We start from the raw sequence: 17,046 nt of genomic DNA on the forward strand, positions 1-17,046 counted from the left end.
AAGATTTCAGTGTTACGGTAACGGGCATTGGTGCGGTGCAAGGCAGCGATACGGGCACGGCAACGATTGTGGATGACGGCAGTGGCCCTGGAGCTGATCCCGATGATGACCGCCCAAGTGTGACTATTACCGATGCTGGCATTATTAATGAAGGTGATACGGCGAACTTCAAAGTGACGCTGTCGAATGCCTCCGAGTCCACTGTTCAAGTCGAGCTAGGCCTCAACTTGAGTAATACCGAAGTCGGTGACTTGGGCACCTTAGAATACAACACGGGAAGTGGTTGGGTTGCAGTGCCAAATGATGGCGTGGTGACGGTGCCTGCCGGGCAGAGTGAGTTTGATGTGCGTATCGCTTCCATTGATGATGCGGTGTACGAAGGTCCGGAAGATTTCAGTGTTACGGTAACGGGCATTGGCGCAGTACAAGGCAGTGATACGGGCACGGCGACGATTGTGGATGACGGCAGTGGTCCAGGTCCCGATCCAGATGATGACCGTCCGAATGTCTACATCGTTGAAGATAGCGTGGGTGTTAACGAAGGTACCGATGCTGTGTATACCGTTAGATTGTCGGCGGCGGCCGATATCGATGTGACCGTCAGGTTGAACACCTCAACCGACGGCAGCAACACGGCGGAAGCGGACGATATAGGTAGCTTTGTGGTGACCCTTGCTGATGGTGTGACAGTGGTGAATGCCAACAGTGACGGTACGTATACCATTCCCGCCGGTGAGAACGAGCTGAAAGTCACTGTGCCAACCACAGATGATGGCGTCTACGAAGGGGATGAAACCTTCACTGTGGCGGTACAAGGTGACACGGGCGTCCTAGGCAGTGACAGTGCGCTGGGCATTATTTACGACGGTGGTAACGGCCCTGGTCCCGATCCAGACGATGACCGTCCAAGTGTCTATATTGTCGAAGATAGCGTGGGTGTTAACGAAGGTACCGATGCTGTGTATACCGTTAGATTGTCGGCGGCAGCCGATATCGATGTGACCGTCAGGTTGAACACCTCAACCGACGGCAGCAACACGGCGGAAGCGGACGATATAGGTAGCTTTGTGGTGACCCTTGCTGATGGTGTGACAGTGGTGAATGCCAACAGTGACGGTACGTATACCATTCCCGCCGGTGAGAACGAGCTGAAAGTCACTGTGCCAACCACAGATGATGGCGTCTACGAAGGGGATGAAACCTTTACTGTGGCGGTACAAGGTGACACGGGCGTCCTAGGCAGTGACAGTGCGCTGGGCATTATTTACGACGGTGGTAACGGCCCTGGTCCTGACCCGGATGATGATCGCCCGACCGTATCTATCTCAGATGCGGGTATCGTAGATGAGGGTGATATCGCGACGTTTACCGTGTCATTGAGTAATGCTTCGGAAGGTACAGTCCAGGTGCAGTTGACCTTAAACCCAGACGAAACAGAAGTGGATGATCTTGGCTCGCTAGAATATAACACCGGAGCAGGTTGGGTTGCTGTGCCTGTCGATGGCATCGTAACAGTTCCAGCAATGCTTACCGAATTTGATGTGCGCATTGCGACCATTGATGATGAAGTTTATGAAGGTCCGGAAGACTTCAGCGTGACCGTGACGGGTTTGGGCGCAGTTCAGGGCACCGATACTGGTTTGGCGACCATTGTGGATGATGGCACTAAAACGGACGACGATCGACCAACGGTGTCTATCTCGGATGCGGGTACCATTGATGAAGGTAGTTTCGCTACATTTACCGTGTCATTGAGTAATGCCTCAGAAGCAGCGGTCGAGGTTCAATTAACGCTTAATCTGGATGAAACAGAAGTAGGTGACCTTGGCACTCTAGAGTACAACACCGGTTCAGGTTGGGTAAGTGTACCTGTAAGTGGCATTGTGACGGTGCCGGCAGGTATGACGGAATTTGATCTACGCATCGAATCAATTGATGACGGTGTGTACGAAGGCCCTGAAGATTTCAGCGTTACAGTAACTGGCTTGGGAGCAGTGCAAGGCAGCGATACTGGTCTGGCGACCATCGTGGATAACTCACCACCTACAGCCCGTGATTTCATCATTTCGCTCGATGTTCAAAATGGTATTTTCCCGGTTCAGGATGTTGAGTTTGATGGATTAACGACGTCTGGGGAACAGCGTGTTGAAGATCTCGAAGATGACGCAGTTACTGCAAATGATGATGATATTTTAATTCAGGTCGTTAGCCTTCCTGAACACGGTGAACTGTATTATGTGGATGGAAATGGACAGGAAGTCATTATAGACGAAACCACACAGTTCCCTGAAAACACAGAGGTTAAGTATCGTCTGACTGAAGATTTCTTTGAGGAGCAGAGCTTTGACTCAGCCGACCTTCTTGAAGAACAAGGGAAAGATATTTTGGTTGGTTCTTACACTCCTCCTAACTCGAACTTAACGTTCACTGGAGGCCAGATCATCACCATTGGCAACAGCATCATCTTTGATTCCGACGCTCAGATTTCAGTCGATTTTGCGAATCAACAGGTCGGATTGGTTGTCGTTTCGCCAAATGAAACGGGTCAGGGTGATGAAATCAGTACTGGTGAATATATTACGTTAGAACTGGATGAGGATTTATCAGCTAACGAAGCGAAACTGAACTTAGCCAGTCTGAATGACCGCTTCAACAGTGGTGGTGCATGGTTAACGGCATACATCTTCCTAAATGGTGCACTTGTTGATGTTCAGCAGTTTTACTCAACGGATATTACTTATACCAGCAACCACGAAGGTTCTATTACCGTTGCGTTAGCAAATGGTAGCTTTGATGAAATTCGACTTACTCCAGAAACCGATAGCGCGAGTGATAAAGCAGGCTTTACCTTGGTGGGAACTGAAATCACCAGTTTTACTGATGTGAACGATGACTTTACTTATCAGGCAATCGACACTGATGGTGCGGTAAGTAACGAAGCTACGGTAGCGGTTGATTTCGAGAACGTCACGGTAGAGGCTGTTACGGCGCTTGGTTATCAAACCATGGCCTTAAATTCGGATCTGAATCTGGTTATGGGGACAGATGGCGATGATATTCTGGTTGGTACTGAAGGCAATGACCTGATCATCGGTGGTTTAGGTAATGATATCTTGACTGGCGGTGAAGGTGATGACGTATTCAAATGGACAGAAATGCAATCCGCAACTGATACCGTGACAGATTTCAGTGACGGGGATCAGCTTGATTTTACCGATGTATTTGACGATATGAGTGGTACGGATATCTCCGCCTTGCTTGATGATCTTGGTTCGGGTGACTATCGCGGCAGTGTGGATGACATTTCCGTTGAAGTGACTGAAAGTGGAGGTAACTCGACGTTGACCATCAACAAAGATGGACAACAGCTAGAGGTTAACTTTGATGGTGCCTCTGCAGCCGATATTGCCAATAGTCTGATTTCTAATCTCGAGCAATTACGAGAATAGATGGCCAAAAATAAAAAACGGAGCGTTTTTTCGCTCCGTTTTTTATTTAATAATACGGTAAACTAACACTGTGATTACAGAACTTTACATGCAAAACCTTTCAGGTAGAAACCTTCCGGGTATGCTGTATCGGTTGGGTGGTCAGCAGCTTGTTCAAAGCGCTCCACAAACTTTACTTGGCGGTTAGCATCTAAGGCTGCGTCAGCAATGATTTTTTGGAACAAAACTTGATCCATTAAGCCAGAGCACGAATAGGTCAGTAGCGTACCGCCAGGTTTTAGGATTTGCATTGCTAGCATGTTGATGTCTTTGTAACCACGACATGCGCCGTTTAGTTGGGCTTTACTGTCTGCAAACTTAGGTGGATCCATGATAACTACATCGAACTGAGTTCCTTGGTCACGATACTCACGAAGCAGTTTAAACACGTCTGCGTTTAGGAACACGGCGCGCTTCTTCGAGATATCAAATTCATTCAGTTCTGCGTTGAACTTCGCAGTGTCTAGAGCAGGTTGTGATACGTCAGCGTTTATCACACGCTTTGCATCACCTTTCAGAGCGTAAAGTCCGAAGCCACCTGTGTAAGAGAAGCAGTTAAGAACTTCCTTGCCTTTCACATATTTCATCGCTTGCTGGCGACTATCACGTTGATCTAGGTAGAAACCTGTTTTATGACCGCCAACGATATCTACACTAATCTTTACGCCATTTTCTTCGATGACGACCGATTTAGGTGGCTCTTCGCCGTGCAAGACGCCCGTGGTTTCTTTCAAACCCTCTTTCTTACGTACCGCGACGTCAGAACGCTCGTACACATTACAATCAGGGAAGCACTCAACTAGAGCATCAACAATGGCCTGTTTATTGTGTTCTGCGCCAGCACTGAGAAGTTGACACACAAAGAAGTTTTGGTAACGGTCAATCGTAACGCCTGGCATGCCATCAGACTCTGCCGCGATAAGGCGGTAACCCGTAAGGCCATCACGTTCGATAATGTCTTCACGAAGAAGTTGTGCGTCTTTTAATCGTTTTACGAAAAACGCGGTGTCGATTTCTTCTTTATCAAAACTCCAAATACGAGCACGAATTTGTGAAGCTGGCGAATATGCCGCTTTAGCTAGCCATTTACCGTCGTGAGTGAATACATCAACCGTTTCGCCAAGAGCGGGTTCGCCCTCAACTTTGTTGATGCCTCGAGAGAAGATCCAAGGGTGCTTGCGCTTGACCGATTTCTCACGACCTTTTACCAAATAGATAGCAGCTGTCATTTCATTAGCTCTTGTTGAATTTTGAAAGGGGCGTATTGTCCGGGATGTGAATGGTAAAAGCAATATCCCTCGGCAATCCAGTACATTGTAGTGACTTTTAAATACAAAAAAGGGTCACTAAAGTAACCCTTTTATTTGAACTGGTCGTAACAGATTACGTTGCTACGCTTTAAGTCCAGTAAGGAGCGACTCCATGGTGTCGCTTTGCTTACGCAGTTGATCCACGTTTTGTGAAGTCGTGCTGATCATATTGCACACGTTATCTGCTTGAACTCGAATCTCTTCAACGCTTGAAGCGATATTGTCCGCGACTACACCTTGTTCTTCAGCCGCTGTTGCAATTTGAATGCTACTGTCGGAGATAGTTTGATTTTTATCTGCCAAAGAGCCGATTTCGTGATTCACTTCCGTCATGAGGTTTTGTCCCTCATTTGCATTGTTGACAGTCACTTCCATCAGTTTAGTAAGTGATTGACTGTTACGCTGTAATGATTCGATCATCGCTTGGATTTCAACGGTCGCTTGCTGAGTGCGTCCCGCAAGAGCGCGAACCTCATCCGCAACGACCGCAAATCCACGACCTTGCTCACCAGCACGTGCTGCTTCAATGGCTGCGTTCAATGCAAGTAGGTTAGTTTGCTCGGAAATCCCATTAATGGTTGTCACGACTTCATCAATTTGTGCGGCATTGGCATCTAACTCCGCTACTGCCTGAGACGCAGATTGAATCTCATTAGAGAGGTTCGAAATCGAGTGAAGCGTATTCTCTACTTTTACTTGTCCAGACTGAGCCACGCTGCGCGCATCATCGGTTTGCGCGCTTGAATCGTGAGCTAATGTCGCGACTTCTCGAATCGTTGATGCCATCTGTTCCGTTGCACTCGCAAGAGAGTTGAGGTGCTCTTGTTGCGTCGCAGAAATATCTGAACTGTGATGAATTGATTGATTCAGGTCTGAGCTAATTTGTTGCATTAACGCCACAGACTCTTGAATCGACAGCACCATTTGTTGCTCTCGTTCTGCAACTTTGTCTATAGTAATAGCAATTTCACTAAACTCGTCGCGAACTGGGAAGAAGTTCATTCTCGCGGTTAGGTCACCATCCGCTAGGGTGTTTAATGCTTTATTCATCGTGAACATTGCGCCGCCGATAAACGTCATGATGTAGTAAACGCCAAGCGCGAGAATAAACAAGCTCATACAGATGATGCTCACTTGAGTCGTTGATAGGGCAGTCCATAGAGAAAGTTCATGGTTTGCAACCAAGCTGTACGCACCATTTAGAACAGACACGGATTGCGGACCAGAGCCAAGAGAAACGGTTTCTGAACCAGCTATGAGGTTTGCTACTTGCGATTGAGAAAGGTTGCCTGCCTCTATCAGACCTTTCATAAGCATGAGCTCTTCTTGGTACATACTTGAGATCAACGTATTAGCCGCGCTATTAAGGACGAGAGTGAGAATGACTAAAGCAAGAAGAGGGAGAACGAAGAGCAAATAGAACTTTTCTTGAATCTTTAAGTGAATGAGATACTTATCAATCCAGCGGAATGGAATTTCTTTCATAATTATAATAACCGTGCAAAAACCCACTATCCTTAGTGGGGTGAATAGACGAAAAGAATATATCACTCAGTAAAAAGAAGCGGTACAAAGATGAACGTAAAGTGTGAGAGATTTATAGTAAAAGGTCACGTTCAAGGCGTCGGCTTTCGTTACCATACTTCCCATCAAGGATTGAAACTGGGTTTGACGGGTTACGCGAAGAACCTAAACGATGGTGATGTTGAAGTTATGGCGTGTGGAACAGATGCACAAATAGCTGCGTTTTCCGAGTGGTTGAAAGAAGGCCCGCGAACGGCAATAGTAGAGAGTGTGATACAGGAGTCTGCGTCATATAAGCCGTTGCGCGGTTTTAAGATTTTGTAAATTCTACAAGCATTTAGCTGGCTTTGGTAGGCCGGCTAATTTAGTCGCTTGTTTGGCTGGCCCCTTTTTAAACAGCTTGAATAGATACTTACTGTTACCTTTTTCTGGGCCGTGCGCTTTTTCCATTGCTTTGACAAGCATACGCACAGCAGGGGAAGTATTAAACTCTTCATAAAAATCTCGCACAAAGTGCACAACTTCCAAATGAGCATCCGTAAGCTCGATGTCTTCTTCTTTTGCTAAAAGCTCAATCATACCTTCTTCCCATTGAGTATGATCCAGTAAGTAGCCTTGAGCATCAGTTTCAATTTCTTTGCCGTTGTAAACGAACATAACGTTTCATCCGCTAAGTGAACATGGATGTTTATAGATTAGCGACAGGTGAGGATGTTCTCAACAAAAGAATCTCGAAGTAGTGCCGAGCGAAGCAAAAGCGTACAAAATGATGAGTGCTTTTTGACTGAGCCAGGTGCTTTGATACAAATGCTCTTTTATTCAAATATATAGGAAACTATTCAGTTTGTTAGAAATTTTTCGGGGTGAGTACTCGGGAGTTTGCATAGATATACACAAACGTCTCAATTTATGATTGGTTTGTCAGTTAAATTGGCCGTTTTAGATAGGTCAATCACAACGAGCGTAAACAAGGTTAAAATCAAGAGAATAAATTTTAAAGAATCGTTATGTTTTTGAGGGTTTAATAATGACTGGGAGCTATTAAACTGGATATGGAATGGTCGGATCTTTTAGTTTCAATTGGATGGGCGTTGTTGCAAGCCAGCTTTACGATATTCTCTTTTCTCTGTTTGATGGGAGCTGTACAACATAAACCTTTAAAAAAGAAATATGCTTGGCTGCGTTACTTTTACGGACCACTCCTTTTTGTGAGTTGGGGAGCCATGCTACTGACGCCAGCAATATCAGCATATAGGCTATTTAGTGTCGCTGAGGAATCACTCGTCTGGTTACCTGCGCTCAAGATGTTCAGTTACTGGTGGGTTGCGTTTGGAGTATTTTGCATTTTGTTATCAGTTGATGAGCGACTACGAGCTTAAGATCAGTATTCCTTAAATAAAACACCTAAATACAAAATTGCCAGTTGGGCTTACTAACTGGATATAAATGGCAGAGCAGTACGGTTTTATCGAAGAATTTGTTTGAATTAGATGTCTAATAAGTGCAATTTTATATGCGAGTGAATAGCTTACGACGTTGTGTTTGTTCTTATAGACCGATATTCTCTTGGTTGATAAGCAACCTACATTCTGGTTGTAAACAATAACGATGACAAGGAGTTAGTCATGTCGAAACAACGTTACATTGAAATAAATGACAACGTCAAATCCATTTGGTCTATTGAGCGTATTTGGGAGCTCGCGGAGTCCCTACCTGTAGAGGAAATTGCTATTGATGATATCAAAGGCCCTAATGAAGTGACCTGGTTTAGTGATGATGGACCACAGCCAACCTGTCGTGAGATCGCGAAGCATTGCCAACGCATCAACAATGCCGATTTGTCGTATCCCGTAATTTTAACCAATGATTACCGCGTTTTTGATGGTATGCATCGAATCGCCAAGCAAATCATGTTGGGTGAAGATACGATTAAAGTGAGACGTTTTAGAGAAAACCCTGAGGCTGATGAAGTTATCGAGTTAGCAGTCGAACAGGCGTAATATACGTAACCACTGACAAAGAAAAAGCCCGAAGGAATTACCTTCGGGCTTTTAGTATTCACCTTAGAGCGAACGATTAATCGTCGTTCATAATACCTAGAATGCTTAGTAGGCTAGTGAACAAGTTAAGGATGTTTAGGTACATCGAAATTGTCGCACTAATGTAGTTAGTTTCTTCGCCGCGAACGATACGGCTTGTATCAAACAAGATGAAACCAGAGAACACTAGTGCAGAGACGCTGCTTATTACTAGTTGGGCCATTGTTGAACCAACGAAAATGTTAATCAGCATCGCCACGATAACAATGATCAAACCTGCCATCAGGAAGTTACGCATGAAAGAGAAATCTTTCTTGCTCGAAATGGTGTAAGCCGATAGGCCTAGAAACACCATGCCAGTCAACCCTAGAGCTTGAGCAATGATCGTTGGACCGTTTGGAATCGATGCGTAGTAGTTAAGCATTGGACCTAAAGCACCACCCATTAGAGTTGTGAAAACAAATGTCCAAACGATACCAGATGATGAGTTGATTGCTTTTGGCATGACAAAGAACAAAATACCAATCGCTGCAATTTGCATCACGATCGCCATGATTGGTGAAATTTGCATTGCCATTGTTGCCACTGCTGCGATCGCACTGGTCATCAGTGTCATCGACAGTAGGAAGTAAGTGTTTTTCAGTACTTTGTTAGTTTCAAGTGTGTTGGGAACACTTGTTGAACGAGTAAACATTGGACTGTTCATAATTATCCTCAGTAAGGGAGTTTACTATTGGTACATTTATGGGATTGAAAGTTCAAAAAATCAAGCCCTAACCATGCATAACTTAGATAAAATAATAATAGAAATAAGATGTTATGTATTTGACAACTTGTAACACAATATTACTGCAGAGCAAAGTCATAGTGATTGTCACACAGAATTTTGAATTTAGTAACAAAAAGCACCGACTTCATTGAAATCAGTGCTTTTATTATGCCAGTTGGAAAAGATCTTAGTGATGTAAGATTTGCGCTAGGAAATTTTGAGTTCGATCTGATTGAGGGTTTTCAAAGAAATCAACAGGGTTGTTCTCTTCGATGATCTCTCCTGCGTCCATAAATATCACGCGATCGGCAACCTCTTTCGCAAACCCCATTTCATGTGTCACACAGAGCATGGTCATGCCTTCCTCTGCTAGTTCGACCATTACATCCAACACTTCGCGAACCATCTCCGGATCAAGTGCTGATGTTGGTTCATCAAAAAGCATGACTTTAGGGTTCATACACAAAGAGCGAGCAATCGCCACGCGTTGTTGCTGACCACCAGACAACTGGCCAGGATATTTCTCTGCTTGGTCCGGAATTTTAACGCGTTCCAGATATTTCATCGCGACCGCTTCTGCCTCATCTTTAGGCATCTTCTTCACCCAAATAGGCGCGAGCGTACAGTTTTCCAGTACGGTTAAATGAGGGAAGAGATTAAAGTGCTGAAAGCACATGCCCACTTCACGGCGCACAGCTTCAATATTTTTCAAATCTTCAGTTAATTCCGTACCGGAAACATAGATGCTACCAGCTTGGTGCTCTTCGAGGCGGTTAATACAGCGAATCATCGTTGATTTTCCTGACCCTGATGGGCCACAGATTACGATCTTTTCTCCGCGCTTAACATCGAGGTTAATATTCTTTAGTACGTGAAACTCACCATACCATTTATTCATGTCCTTCAATTGGATCATATAGTCTTGTTGTTGCGTCATAATACGTCCTTGAGCTTGATGAGTTATCGTTTGTGACCGGTATGAAGTTTGTTTTCAAGCCATATCGAATAACGCGACATGCCAAAACAAAATACCCAAAACACTAACGCGACAAATACATAACTTTCAGTAGCAAAGCCTAGCCAGTCAGGGTCGGTGTTTGCTGCTTGTCCTATACCTAGTACGTCAAACATACCAATGATAAGAACCAAACTGGTGTCTTTAAACAATCCGATAAACGTGTTCACGATAGAAGGGATCGTAATCTTCAGCGCTTGTGGCAAGATAATAAGCCCTGTTTTTTTCCAGTAACTTAACCCAAGTGCGTCGGCAGCCTCATATTGGCCTTTTGGAATCGCTTGCAAGCCGCCCCGTACCACTTCTGCCATATAAGCCGAGGCAAACATCACCACACCAATAAGCGCGCGAATAAGTTTGTCTGTCTCTGACCCTTCGGACATAAACAAAGGCAGCATAACGGAAGCCATGAACAGAACGGTAATCAGTGGCACACCACGCCAAACTTCAATATAGACGGTACAAATACTGCGAATGATGGGCATCTCTGAACGTCTACCGAGCGCGAGTACCACACCAATAGGTAATGAAACGACAATACCGACTAGCGCAATGATGAGCGTAACGAGTAATCCGCCCCATTTGTGTGTATCGACCACTTCTAGCCCAAATATCCCACCGTATAACAGCCCAGCGATAATGAATGGGTAGATGTTTACGAAGAAAAGCCAAATCCAAATCCGTTTCGGTGTCTTTTCATACGCTAGCAACACAGTAAATATAGCCAATGTGATGTAGAAAAGGCGAGGGCGCCACAGTTCAGACTCAGGATAGAAACCGTACATGAACTGCTCCCAGCGCACGCTGATAAATACCCAGCAAGCACCTTCTCGGCTGCAGTCGTCACGCGTCGAACCAATCCAGTCTGCGTTGATAAACGCCCAATCAACGATATGCCAAACTGCACTAAAGACAAGATAAGCAAGAATTACGGTAACAATGGAGTTGACAGGTCCATTAAATAGGTTTTTCCGCATCCAACCAACGAAGCCGACGGTATTGGCTGGTGGCGGGAGATCCGGTTGAAATTGATGAGTACTCATATTATCTCTCCACCAGCGCGACTTTACGGTTATACAAGTTCATTAATGCAGACGTAATCAAACTTAAGGTTAAGTACACGCCCATCGTCATCGCAATGATCTCAATCGCTTGCCCAGTTTGGTTCAGGGTAGTACCAGCAAAGACAGAGACAAGATCTGGGTAACCAATCGCCATCGCTAACGATGAGTTTTTGGTGAGGTTGAGATATTGACTGGTTAAAGGTGGAATAATAATTCGTAACGCTTGCGGAATGACAACAAGCTTTAAAGTTTTCGCGCGTGGTAAGCCCAGCGACATCGCCGCTTCCGTTTGACCATGGCTAACCGCATTAATACCAGAACGTACAATTTCGGCAATGAAGGAGGCGGTATAAACGCTCAGTGCCAAAAGTAGTGCAGCAAGTTCAGGAATAATGCTAATACCACCTTGGAAGTTAAACCCTTTCAGTTCAGGATAATTTAGTGAAATTGGCATACCAGCAAGGAAGTAGACAATCAGCGGAAGGCCAACGACTAAGCCTAAAGCTATTCTTCCCATTGGCGTTTGTTGCCCAGTTAGGCGTTGCTTGTTATTCGCCCATACATTGATCAGCAAGCTGGCGATCACCCCGAAGATTAATGCAGCAATAACAAAGCCACTGCCTGGCTCCATTTCTGGTGCTGGAAAATATAAACCACGAACATTCAAGAAGATGGCTTCGCCAAGGCTCAAGCTTTGACGAGGTGAGGGTAATGCTTGAAGAACAGCGAAATACCAGAAAAATATTTGTAGAAGAAGTGGGATATTTCGGAACGTTTCGATATAAACAGCAGCCAAGCGACTCACTAACCAGTTAGAAGAAAGGCGAGCGACCCCCATGGTAAAACCAATCACGGTAGCCAGAATAATACCTAATACGGAGACCAGCGCCGTATTTAGAAGGCCAATAATAAACGTTCTGCCGTAAGAGTACGTTTCATCGTATTCAATTAGCGTCAGCCCGATACCAAACCCGGCTTCTTGATTTAAAAAACCGAAACCCGTAGCGATCCCACGAGCATCTAAGTTGTTCAGTGCGTTATTTATAATCGTGTAAAAGAAAAATACCAGTGCAGCTATGGCAATGATCTGGAAAATAGCAGAACGAAAGGCGGGATTATAAATCAAGCTCTTGCTTCCGCTCGGTTTGGACATCGTACTTGGCGATGCATCTTTTGTCGGTTTCATACAGCGATAACCTCAAACCTTAGTTATAGATATCTGCCTGTATAAATAGTCACGTCCTTGCTGGTCGAAGCATGTTTTCACCAGAGCTAAACGGCGATATTCGAGTTGAAATAGCCTATCTAAGCGAATACTTCTTGCCATTCAATGAGCGGTCCTTACTCATACAGATGGATAAAATCAAGAAAAAGGGCGGCATGAACCGCCCTGATTAACTCGTTCTATCGGATTGGTGGCGCGTACATAAAGCCGCCTGCATTCCATAGCGCATTAACGCCACGAGAAATTTCTAACGGCGAACCAGTACCGACTGTGCGTTCGAAGCTTTCACCATAGTTACCGACTTGCTTGATAACTTGGTAGCCCCAATCATCACGAATACCCAAACCTTTGCCTTTCGGACCGTCAACACCAAGAATACGTTTGATGTTTGGATCTTTCGATTTCAGCATTTCATCCGCATTTTTCGAACTAATACCATACTCTTCGGCGTTAATCATTGCTGATAATGTCCACTTCGCAATGTTGAACCATTGGTCATCACCTTGACGAACGACGGGACCTAGTGGTTCTTTAGAAATGATTTCCGGAAGAACGGCTGCAGAAGAGGGATCTTTCAGGTTCAGGCGCAATGCATAAAGACCAGATTGGTCAGTCGTTAACACATCACAACGTCCTGCATCGAAACCTTTTGACGTTTGGGCTGCCGTATCAAATACGACCGGCTTGTATGACATACCGCTGTTACGGAAGTAGTCAGCAAGGTTCAGCTCAGTTGTTGTACCGGACTGTACGCAAACTGATGCACCATCAAGCTCTTTTGCGCTTGAGATGCCAAGATCTTTCTTCACCATGAAGCCTTGACCATCGTAGTAGTTTACCCCTACGAAGTTGAGGCCAAGTGCAGTATCACGATGCAGTGTCCAGGTGGTGTTACGAGAAAGCACATCAATCTCACCTGATTGAAGCGCAGTGAAACGTTCTTTCGCGGTTAGGGGTACATATTTAACTTTCGTTTTATCCCCAAGAACGGCTGCAGCCAGTGCTTGGCAATATTCTACGTCGATACCTTCCCATTCACCTTTTGAGTTAGGGTTAGAGAAACCAGGTAGACCGGTACTTACGCCACAAGTAAGAAAACCTTGTTTTGTGACTTTGTCCAGAGTAGTGTCTGCTGCTTGAGCTGATGTTGCCATCATCGCAGTAGAAGCCGCTACGACGGAAGCAAGAACTGTGAGTTTATTTGCCATTTGTATCCTTCCTGTATGATCCATGTTTAATCAGGAGTGACCTGAAATAACGTGTCCAATTCGTTAGAGTTATCGTCCTACGTGATTGATTTTCGAAGAAACGGTATTCGATAGATCAACCAGTTATAAGCGTAGGAAAGGATCTGTTAATTCTCAAATATATAATTTAAATGAAGTTTTGAGAGAACTTACAAAGCGCCTTGAGATTTAGAATGACGAAATGTTAATTGTTTGTAAATAGTGCAAATCATGGACAATTTGGTGCATCAGAACAATCAATAGAAGAGTGAACAATACAAGAGAATAAAAAGTTGTTATTAAAACTGTCATTAGCTGAGCTTGGTGAAGTTCAGTAAAAATTCGAACAAAAATTATTTGTGATACCGAAACAGGGTGATGAGCTTGCCCCATTTTTGGTAGCATGGTCTGCAACAGCTAATTAGAGTAATCATGGATTGAAATGCGATATTTTCCTCTGTTCTTAGATTTAATCAATAAACCCGTTCTTGTCGTGGGCGGCGGTGAAGTGGCAAGCAGAAAGGTGGAAGCTTTGCTAAAAGCAGGGGCGGATGTCACTATCGTTTCTCCAACGTTGGTCGATTTTCTGTCTAAGCTTGCTGCAGAGCATCAAGTGCGCTGGGTGCAACGTTTCTATTCAAGTGACATTGTCACTAAAAGCTTTGTTCAAGTGTGGGCCACGACAGATAATCCAGAGCTAAATCACCAAGTGTATAAAGATGCGAAAGAATTAGGCATCCTAGTGAACGTTGTGGATGATAAGCCTTATTGTGACTTCATTACGCCCTCTATGATCAATCGTGGCCGCATACAAATTGCTATTTCTAGTGGCGGTGCCTCACCAGTTTTAATTCGAAACATCCGTGAAAAGCTTGAATCGATACTGCCACAAAACATGGGGTTGATGGCGGACTTTGCTAACTCAAAGCGTAATTCGATTAAAGAAGCACTACCTAGCGTCGATTTACGTCGTAAGTTTTGGGAGCAATTCTTCTCGAATCCTGAGGTTGAAAACGCGCGGGATAATAGAGAGTTAGAAACGATTTACCAAGCGATCATGGCAACACCTTTGGATGAAAAAGGAAGTTGTACTTGGATACAGGTAGGGAAAGACGTTGAGATGTTGCCAATTAAGGCTGTGCGCTACATGCAACAAGCCGAGCTAGCACTTTACTCAACTCGATGCGAAGCGAACGTGTTAGAGCTAATACGAAGAGATGCAGAGCGAGAAGCTTTCTCCAGCGCAGCTGAACTCTCTGATATGTTGACCAAGGCTAAATCTGAAAAGCTTCGAGTTTGCGTGTTTATCCCTAAAGGGACGAGCGAGTTCTTATTGCTGCAAGGGCAGGGCTTAGTGATATAACCACGTTAAAAAGTGGGCACTTGGCTTCTCGATTAAAAGGCCAACAAAAACGCCAGCGAACTATGCGCTGGCGTTTTTAAACTAAGTTACTTCTCAGACTGATTAATCACGGAAGTTGTTAAACTGGAATGGTATGCCCATCTCTGCTTCACGAATCGCTGCCATTGTCGCTTGCAGGTCATCACGTTTCTTACCAGTAACACGTACCTTGTCGCCTTGAATAGAGGCTTGTACTTTTAACTTTGCGTCTTTGATAAGTTTCACTACTTTTTTGGCTGTTGGTGTATCGATACCTTGACGAAAAAGCAGAGTTTGGTGCCAGTTCTTACCAGTTACATCTGGGGCCTGTGCATCCATTGCGTTTGCATCAATATTACGCTTTGCCAAATGGCCACGTAAAATATCGCGCATTTGCTTAAGTTGGAAGTCACCTTCCGCAGACATTTTTACGTTTTCTTCTACTAGCTCAAAGCTCGCATTAACGTTGCGGAAATCGAAACGAGTAGACAATTCACGGTTAGCATTATCAACGGCGTTACGTAGTTCAACCGTATCGATTTCAGAAACAATATCAAACGATGGCATGAAGATTCCTTGATTATTTTGTTATAGGGACTTTCGGGATTTAACGGCGTTTGCCAGCATATCTAGCATTGTAGCAGTATCTTCCCAGCCTAGGCATGGGTCTGTAATAGATTGACCATACGTTAGGTTGTTGATGTCAGTCATTGGCTGATTGCCTTCAAGAATAAAGCTTTCAGCCATGATACCCGCAATACGAGTACTGCCTGACTTAATTTGATTACAAATGTCTTGAGCAACGTCGATTTGTTTTCTGTGCTGCTTCTGACAGTTTGCGTGGCTGAAATCCACAACCAAACGTTGTGGCAAGCCAAACTCGGCTAGAGCATCACACGCTTGTTTTACTGACGCTTCATCAAAGTTAGGGCCTTTCTCTCCGCCGCGTAAAATAATATGACCATATGGGTTACCACTTGTACGGTAAACCGTCATGCGGCCATTCTTATCTGGAGAGTAGAAGTAATGCGAGGCTTTCGATGCGCGAATTGCATCAATTGCAATTTTTACGTTGCCATTTGTGCCATTTTTGAAACCAACTGGGCAAGACAGCGCCGATGCCATTTCACGGTGAATTTGCGATTCTGTTGTACGAGCACCGATCGCGCCCCACGTGATCAAATCCGCGATGTATTGACCCGTAATCATATCAAGAAACTCAGTAGCAGTCGCAAGACCAAGCTTGTTGATATCCAGTAGTAGTTTACGTGCTTTATGGAGACCAGCTTCAAGCGCGTAAGAGCCATCTAGGTTAGGGTCGGTAATTAAACCTTTCCAACCAACTACTGTACGAGGCTTTTCAAAGTAAGTACGCATCACGATAAACAGTTCGTCTTTGTACTTGTCTTGGATTTCACTCAGGCGAGTGGCGTAATCAATGGCAGCTTCAGTGTCGTGAACAGAACACGGACCTACAATCGCAAGAAGGCGATCGTCTTCACCCGATAAAATGTTTTCAATCTGACGACGAGATTGAGCGATACGGTCTGCAACGTCATCCGTAATAGGATGTACACTACCTAGCTCTGCTGGGGTAGGCATTGGACCCAAAGGTTGGGTTCTCAATTCATCTGTTTTTATAGGCATGTTATAGCTTTATTCTCTATTGCGAAGGGGTAAAGATAACGGAATTACAGGCAGGAATAAACCGTTTCACGGGAATCTTCGCCAGGAAATACCGAATTGTATACAAAGGTGTAGGTATTCATTTAAATGACTTATGTATAAATGACAAAACTTGATCATTAAATCAATATATATACATTTGAATTTATAACCATTTCATCTATCTCACCGTTAGGCAATCAAGATAACTGCGGCAAACCTCATGTTTATCTGTGTGACAATGTCACTAAATTAGTGGCTAAATAACTCGTGAGATCGAGCTTTTGTTAACATTTCTTTGACATCTATTTCTTTCGTTGATTAACTGGTCTGACTAGAT

The 17,046-nt window shown here is 44.5% G+C and carries 16 protein-coding genes; 6 read left to right on the top strand and 10 right to left on the bottom strand.

Annotated elements, in window-relative coordinates:
- The coding region (locus ACWPOD_RS08485; protein ID WP_456231780.1) for a Calx-beta domain-containing protein at positions 1–3,449 on the top strand (3,449 nt) is incomplete at its 5' end.
- A 74-nt stretch (positions 3,450–3,523) separates the two neighbouring features.
- On the opposite strand, the gene ACWPOD_RS08490 is transcribed toward ACWPOD_RS08485, so the two are convergent.
- Both ACWPOD_RS08490 and ACWPOD_RS08495 read right to left on the bottom strand, forming a co-directional pair.
- Complete coding sequence (locus ACWPOD_RS08490; protein ID WP_046876203.1) at positions 3,524–4,717, bottom strand: class I SAM-dependent methyltransferase; 1,194 nt, start codon at positions 4,715–4,717, stop codon at positions 3,524–3,526.
- 162 nt (positions 4,718–4,879) lie between these two features.
- The gene (locus ACWPOD_RS08495; protein ID WP_456231781.1) at positions 4,880–6,283 is read right to left on the bottom strand and encodes a methyl-accepting chemotaxis protein; all 1,404 of its coding nucleotides are present in this window, start codon (positions 6,281–6,283) and stop codon (positions 4,880–4,882) included.
- A gap of 90 nt (positions 6,284–6,373) precedes the next feature.
- Here ACWPOD_RS08495 and yccX point away from each other — a divergent pair, with 90 nt between their 5' ends.
- Positions 6,374–6,646, top strand: coding sequence for an acylphosphatase (gene yccX, locus ACWPOD_RS08500; RefSeq protein WP_456231782.1), 273 nt, complete (start codon positions 6,374–6,376; stop codon positions 6,644–6,646).
- A gap of 3 nt (positions 6,647–6,649) precedes the next feature.
- On the opposite strand, the gene ACWPOD_RS08505 is transcribed toward yccX, so the two are convergent.
- The gene (locus ACWPOD_RS08505) at positions 6,650–6,979 is read right to left on the bottom strand and encodes a TusE/DsrC/DsvC family sulfur relay protein (RefSeq protein ID WP_005377396.1); all 330 of its coding nucleotides are present in this window, start codon (positions 6,977–6,979) and stop codon (positions 6,650–6,652) included.
- 395 nt (positions 6,980–7,374) lie between these two features.
- On the opposite strand from ACWPOD_RS08505, the gene ACWPOD_RS08510 reads away from it, so the two are divergent.
- Entirely contained in the window at positions 7,375–7,701 is a 327-nt protein-coding gene (locus tag ACWPOD_RS08510) for a hypothetical protein (protein WP_046876206.1), read from the top strand.
- A 246-nt stretch (positions 7,702–7,947) separates the two neighbouring features.
- Positions 7,948–8,322, top strand: a complete 375-nt coding sequence (locus ACWPOD_RS08515) for a hypothetical protein (RefSeq protein WP_005396572.1) — start codon at positions 7,948–7,950, stop codon at positions 8,320–8,322.
- 76 nt (positions 8,323–8,398) lie between these two features.
- Here the strand turns inward: ACWPOD_RS08515 and ACWPOD_RS08520 are convergent, their stop codons facing one another.
- The 4 genes from ACWPOD_RS08520 to ACWPOD_RS08535 form a co-directional block, all read right to left on the bottom strand.
- The gene (locus ACWPOD_RS08520; RefSeq protein WP_046876207.1) at positions 8,399–9,067 is read right to left on the bottom strand and encodes a Bax inhibitor-1/YccA family protein; all 669 of its coding nucleotides are present in this window, start codon (positions 9,065–9,067) and stop codon (positions 8,399–8,401) included.
- Between the two features lie 250 nt (positions 9,068–9,317).
- Positions 9,318–10,067, bottom strand: a complete 750-nt coding sequence (locus ACWPOD_RS08525) for an amino acid ABC transporter ATP-binding protein (protein ID WP_005377400.1) — start codon at positions 10,065–10,067, stop codon at positions 9,318–9,320.
- Positions 10,068–10,090: 23 nt separating this feature from the next.
- Positions 10,091–11,188, bottom strand: a complete 1,098-nt coding sequence (locus ACWPOD_RS08530) for an amino acid ABC transporter permease (RefSeq protein WP_046876208.1) — start codon at positions 11,186–11,188, stop codon at positions 10,091–10,093.
- Between the two features lies 1 nt (position 11,189).
- A complete protein-coding gene (locus ACWPOD_RS08535) occupies positions 11,190–12,395 on the bottom strand; it encodes an amino acid ABC transporter permease (RefSeq protein WP_006743259.1) in 1,206 nt (401 codons plus the stop codon).
- Between the two features lie 71 nt (positions 12,396–12,466).
- Here ACWPOD_RS08535 and ACWPOD_RS08540 point away from each other — a divergent pair, with 71 nt between their 5' ends.
- Positions 12,467–12,607, top strand: a complete 141-nt coding sequence (locus ACWPOD_RS08540; RefSeq protein ID WP_005396568.1) for a hypothetical protein — start codon at positions 12,467–12,469, stop codon at positions 12,605–12,607.
- Between the two features lie 6 nt (positions 12,608–12,613).
- Here ACWPOD_RS08540 and ACWPOD_RS08545 read toward each other — a convergent pair whose 3' ends face one another.
- Positions 12,614–13,642: an amino acid ABC transporter substrate-binding protein gene (locus ACWPOD_RS08545; RefSeq protein WP_005396567.1), complete on the bottom strand. Its 1,029-nt coding sequence runs from the start codon at positions 13,640–13,642 to the stop codon at positions 12,614–12,616.
- Positions 13,643–14,102: 460 nt separating this feature from the next.
- On the opposite strand from ACWPOD_RS08545, the gene ACWPOD_RS08550 reads away from it, so the two are divergent.
- Positions 14,103–15,023 (top strand): precorrin-2 dehydrogenase/sirohydrochlorin ferrochelatase family protein, encoded by a 921-nt coding sequence (locus tag ACWPOD_RS08550; RefSeq protein ID WP_456231783.1) that lies wholly within the window; start codon positions 14,103–14,105, stop codon positions 15,021–15,023.
- A gap of 102 nt (positions 15,024–15,125) precedes the next feature.
- On the opposite strand, the gene ACWPOD_RS08555 is transcribed toward ACWPOD_RS08550, so the two are convergent.
- Positions 15,126–15,608 (bottom strand): YajQ family cyclic di-GMP-binding protein, encoded by a 483-nt coding sequence (locus ACWPOD_RS08555; RefSeq protein ID WP_282149501.1) that lies wholly within the window; start codon positions 15,606–15,608, stop codon positions 15,126–15,128.
- A gap of 21 nt (positions 15,609–15,629) precedes the next feature.
- Positions 15,630–16,688: a 3-deoxy-7-phosphoheptulonate synthase gene (locus ACWPOD_RS08560; RefSeq protein ID WP_006743262.1), complete on the bottom strand. Its 1,059-nt coding sequence runs from the start codon at positions 16,686–16,688 to the stop codon at positions 15,630–15,632.
- Positions 16,689–17,046 lie beyond the last annotated feature (358 nt).

It is taken from the genome of Vibrio sp. JZG120 (genome assembly GCF_053890955.1).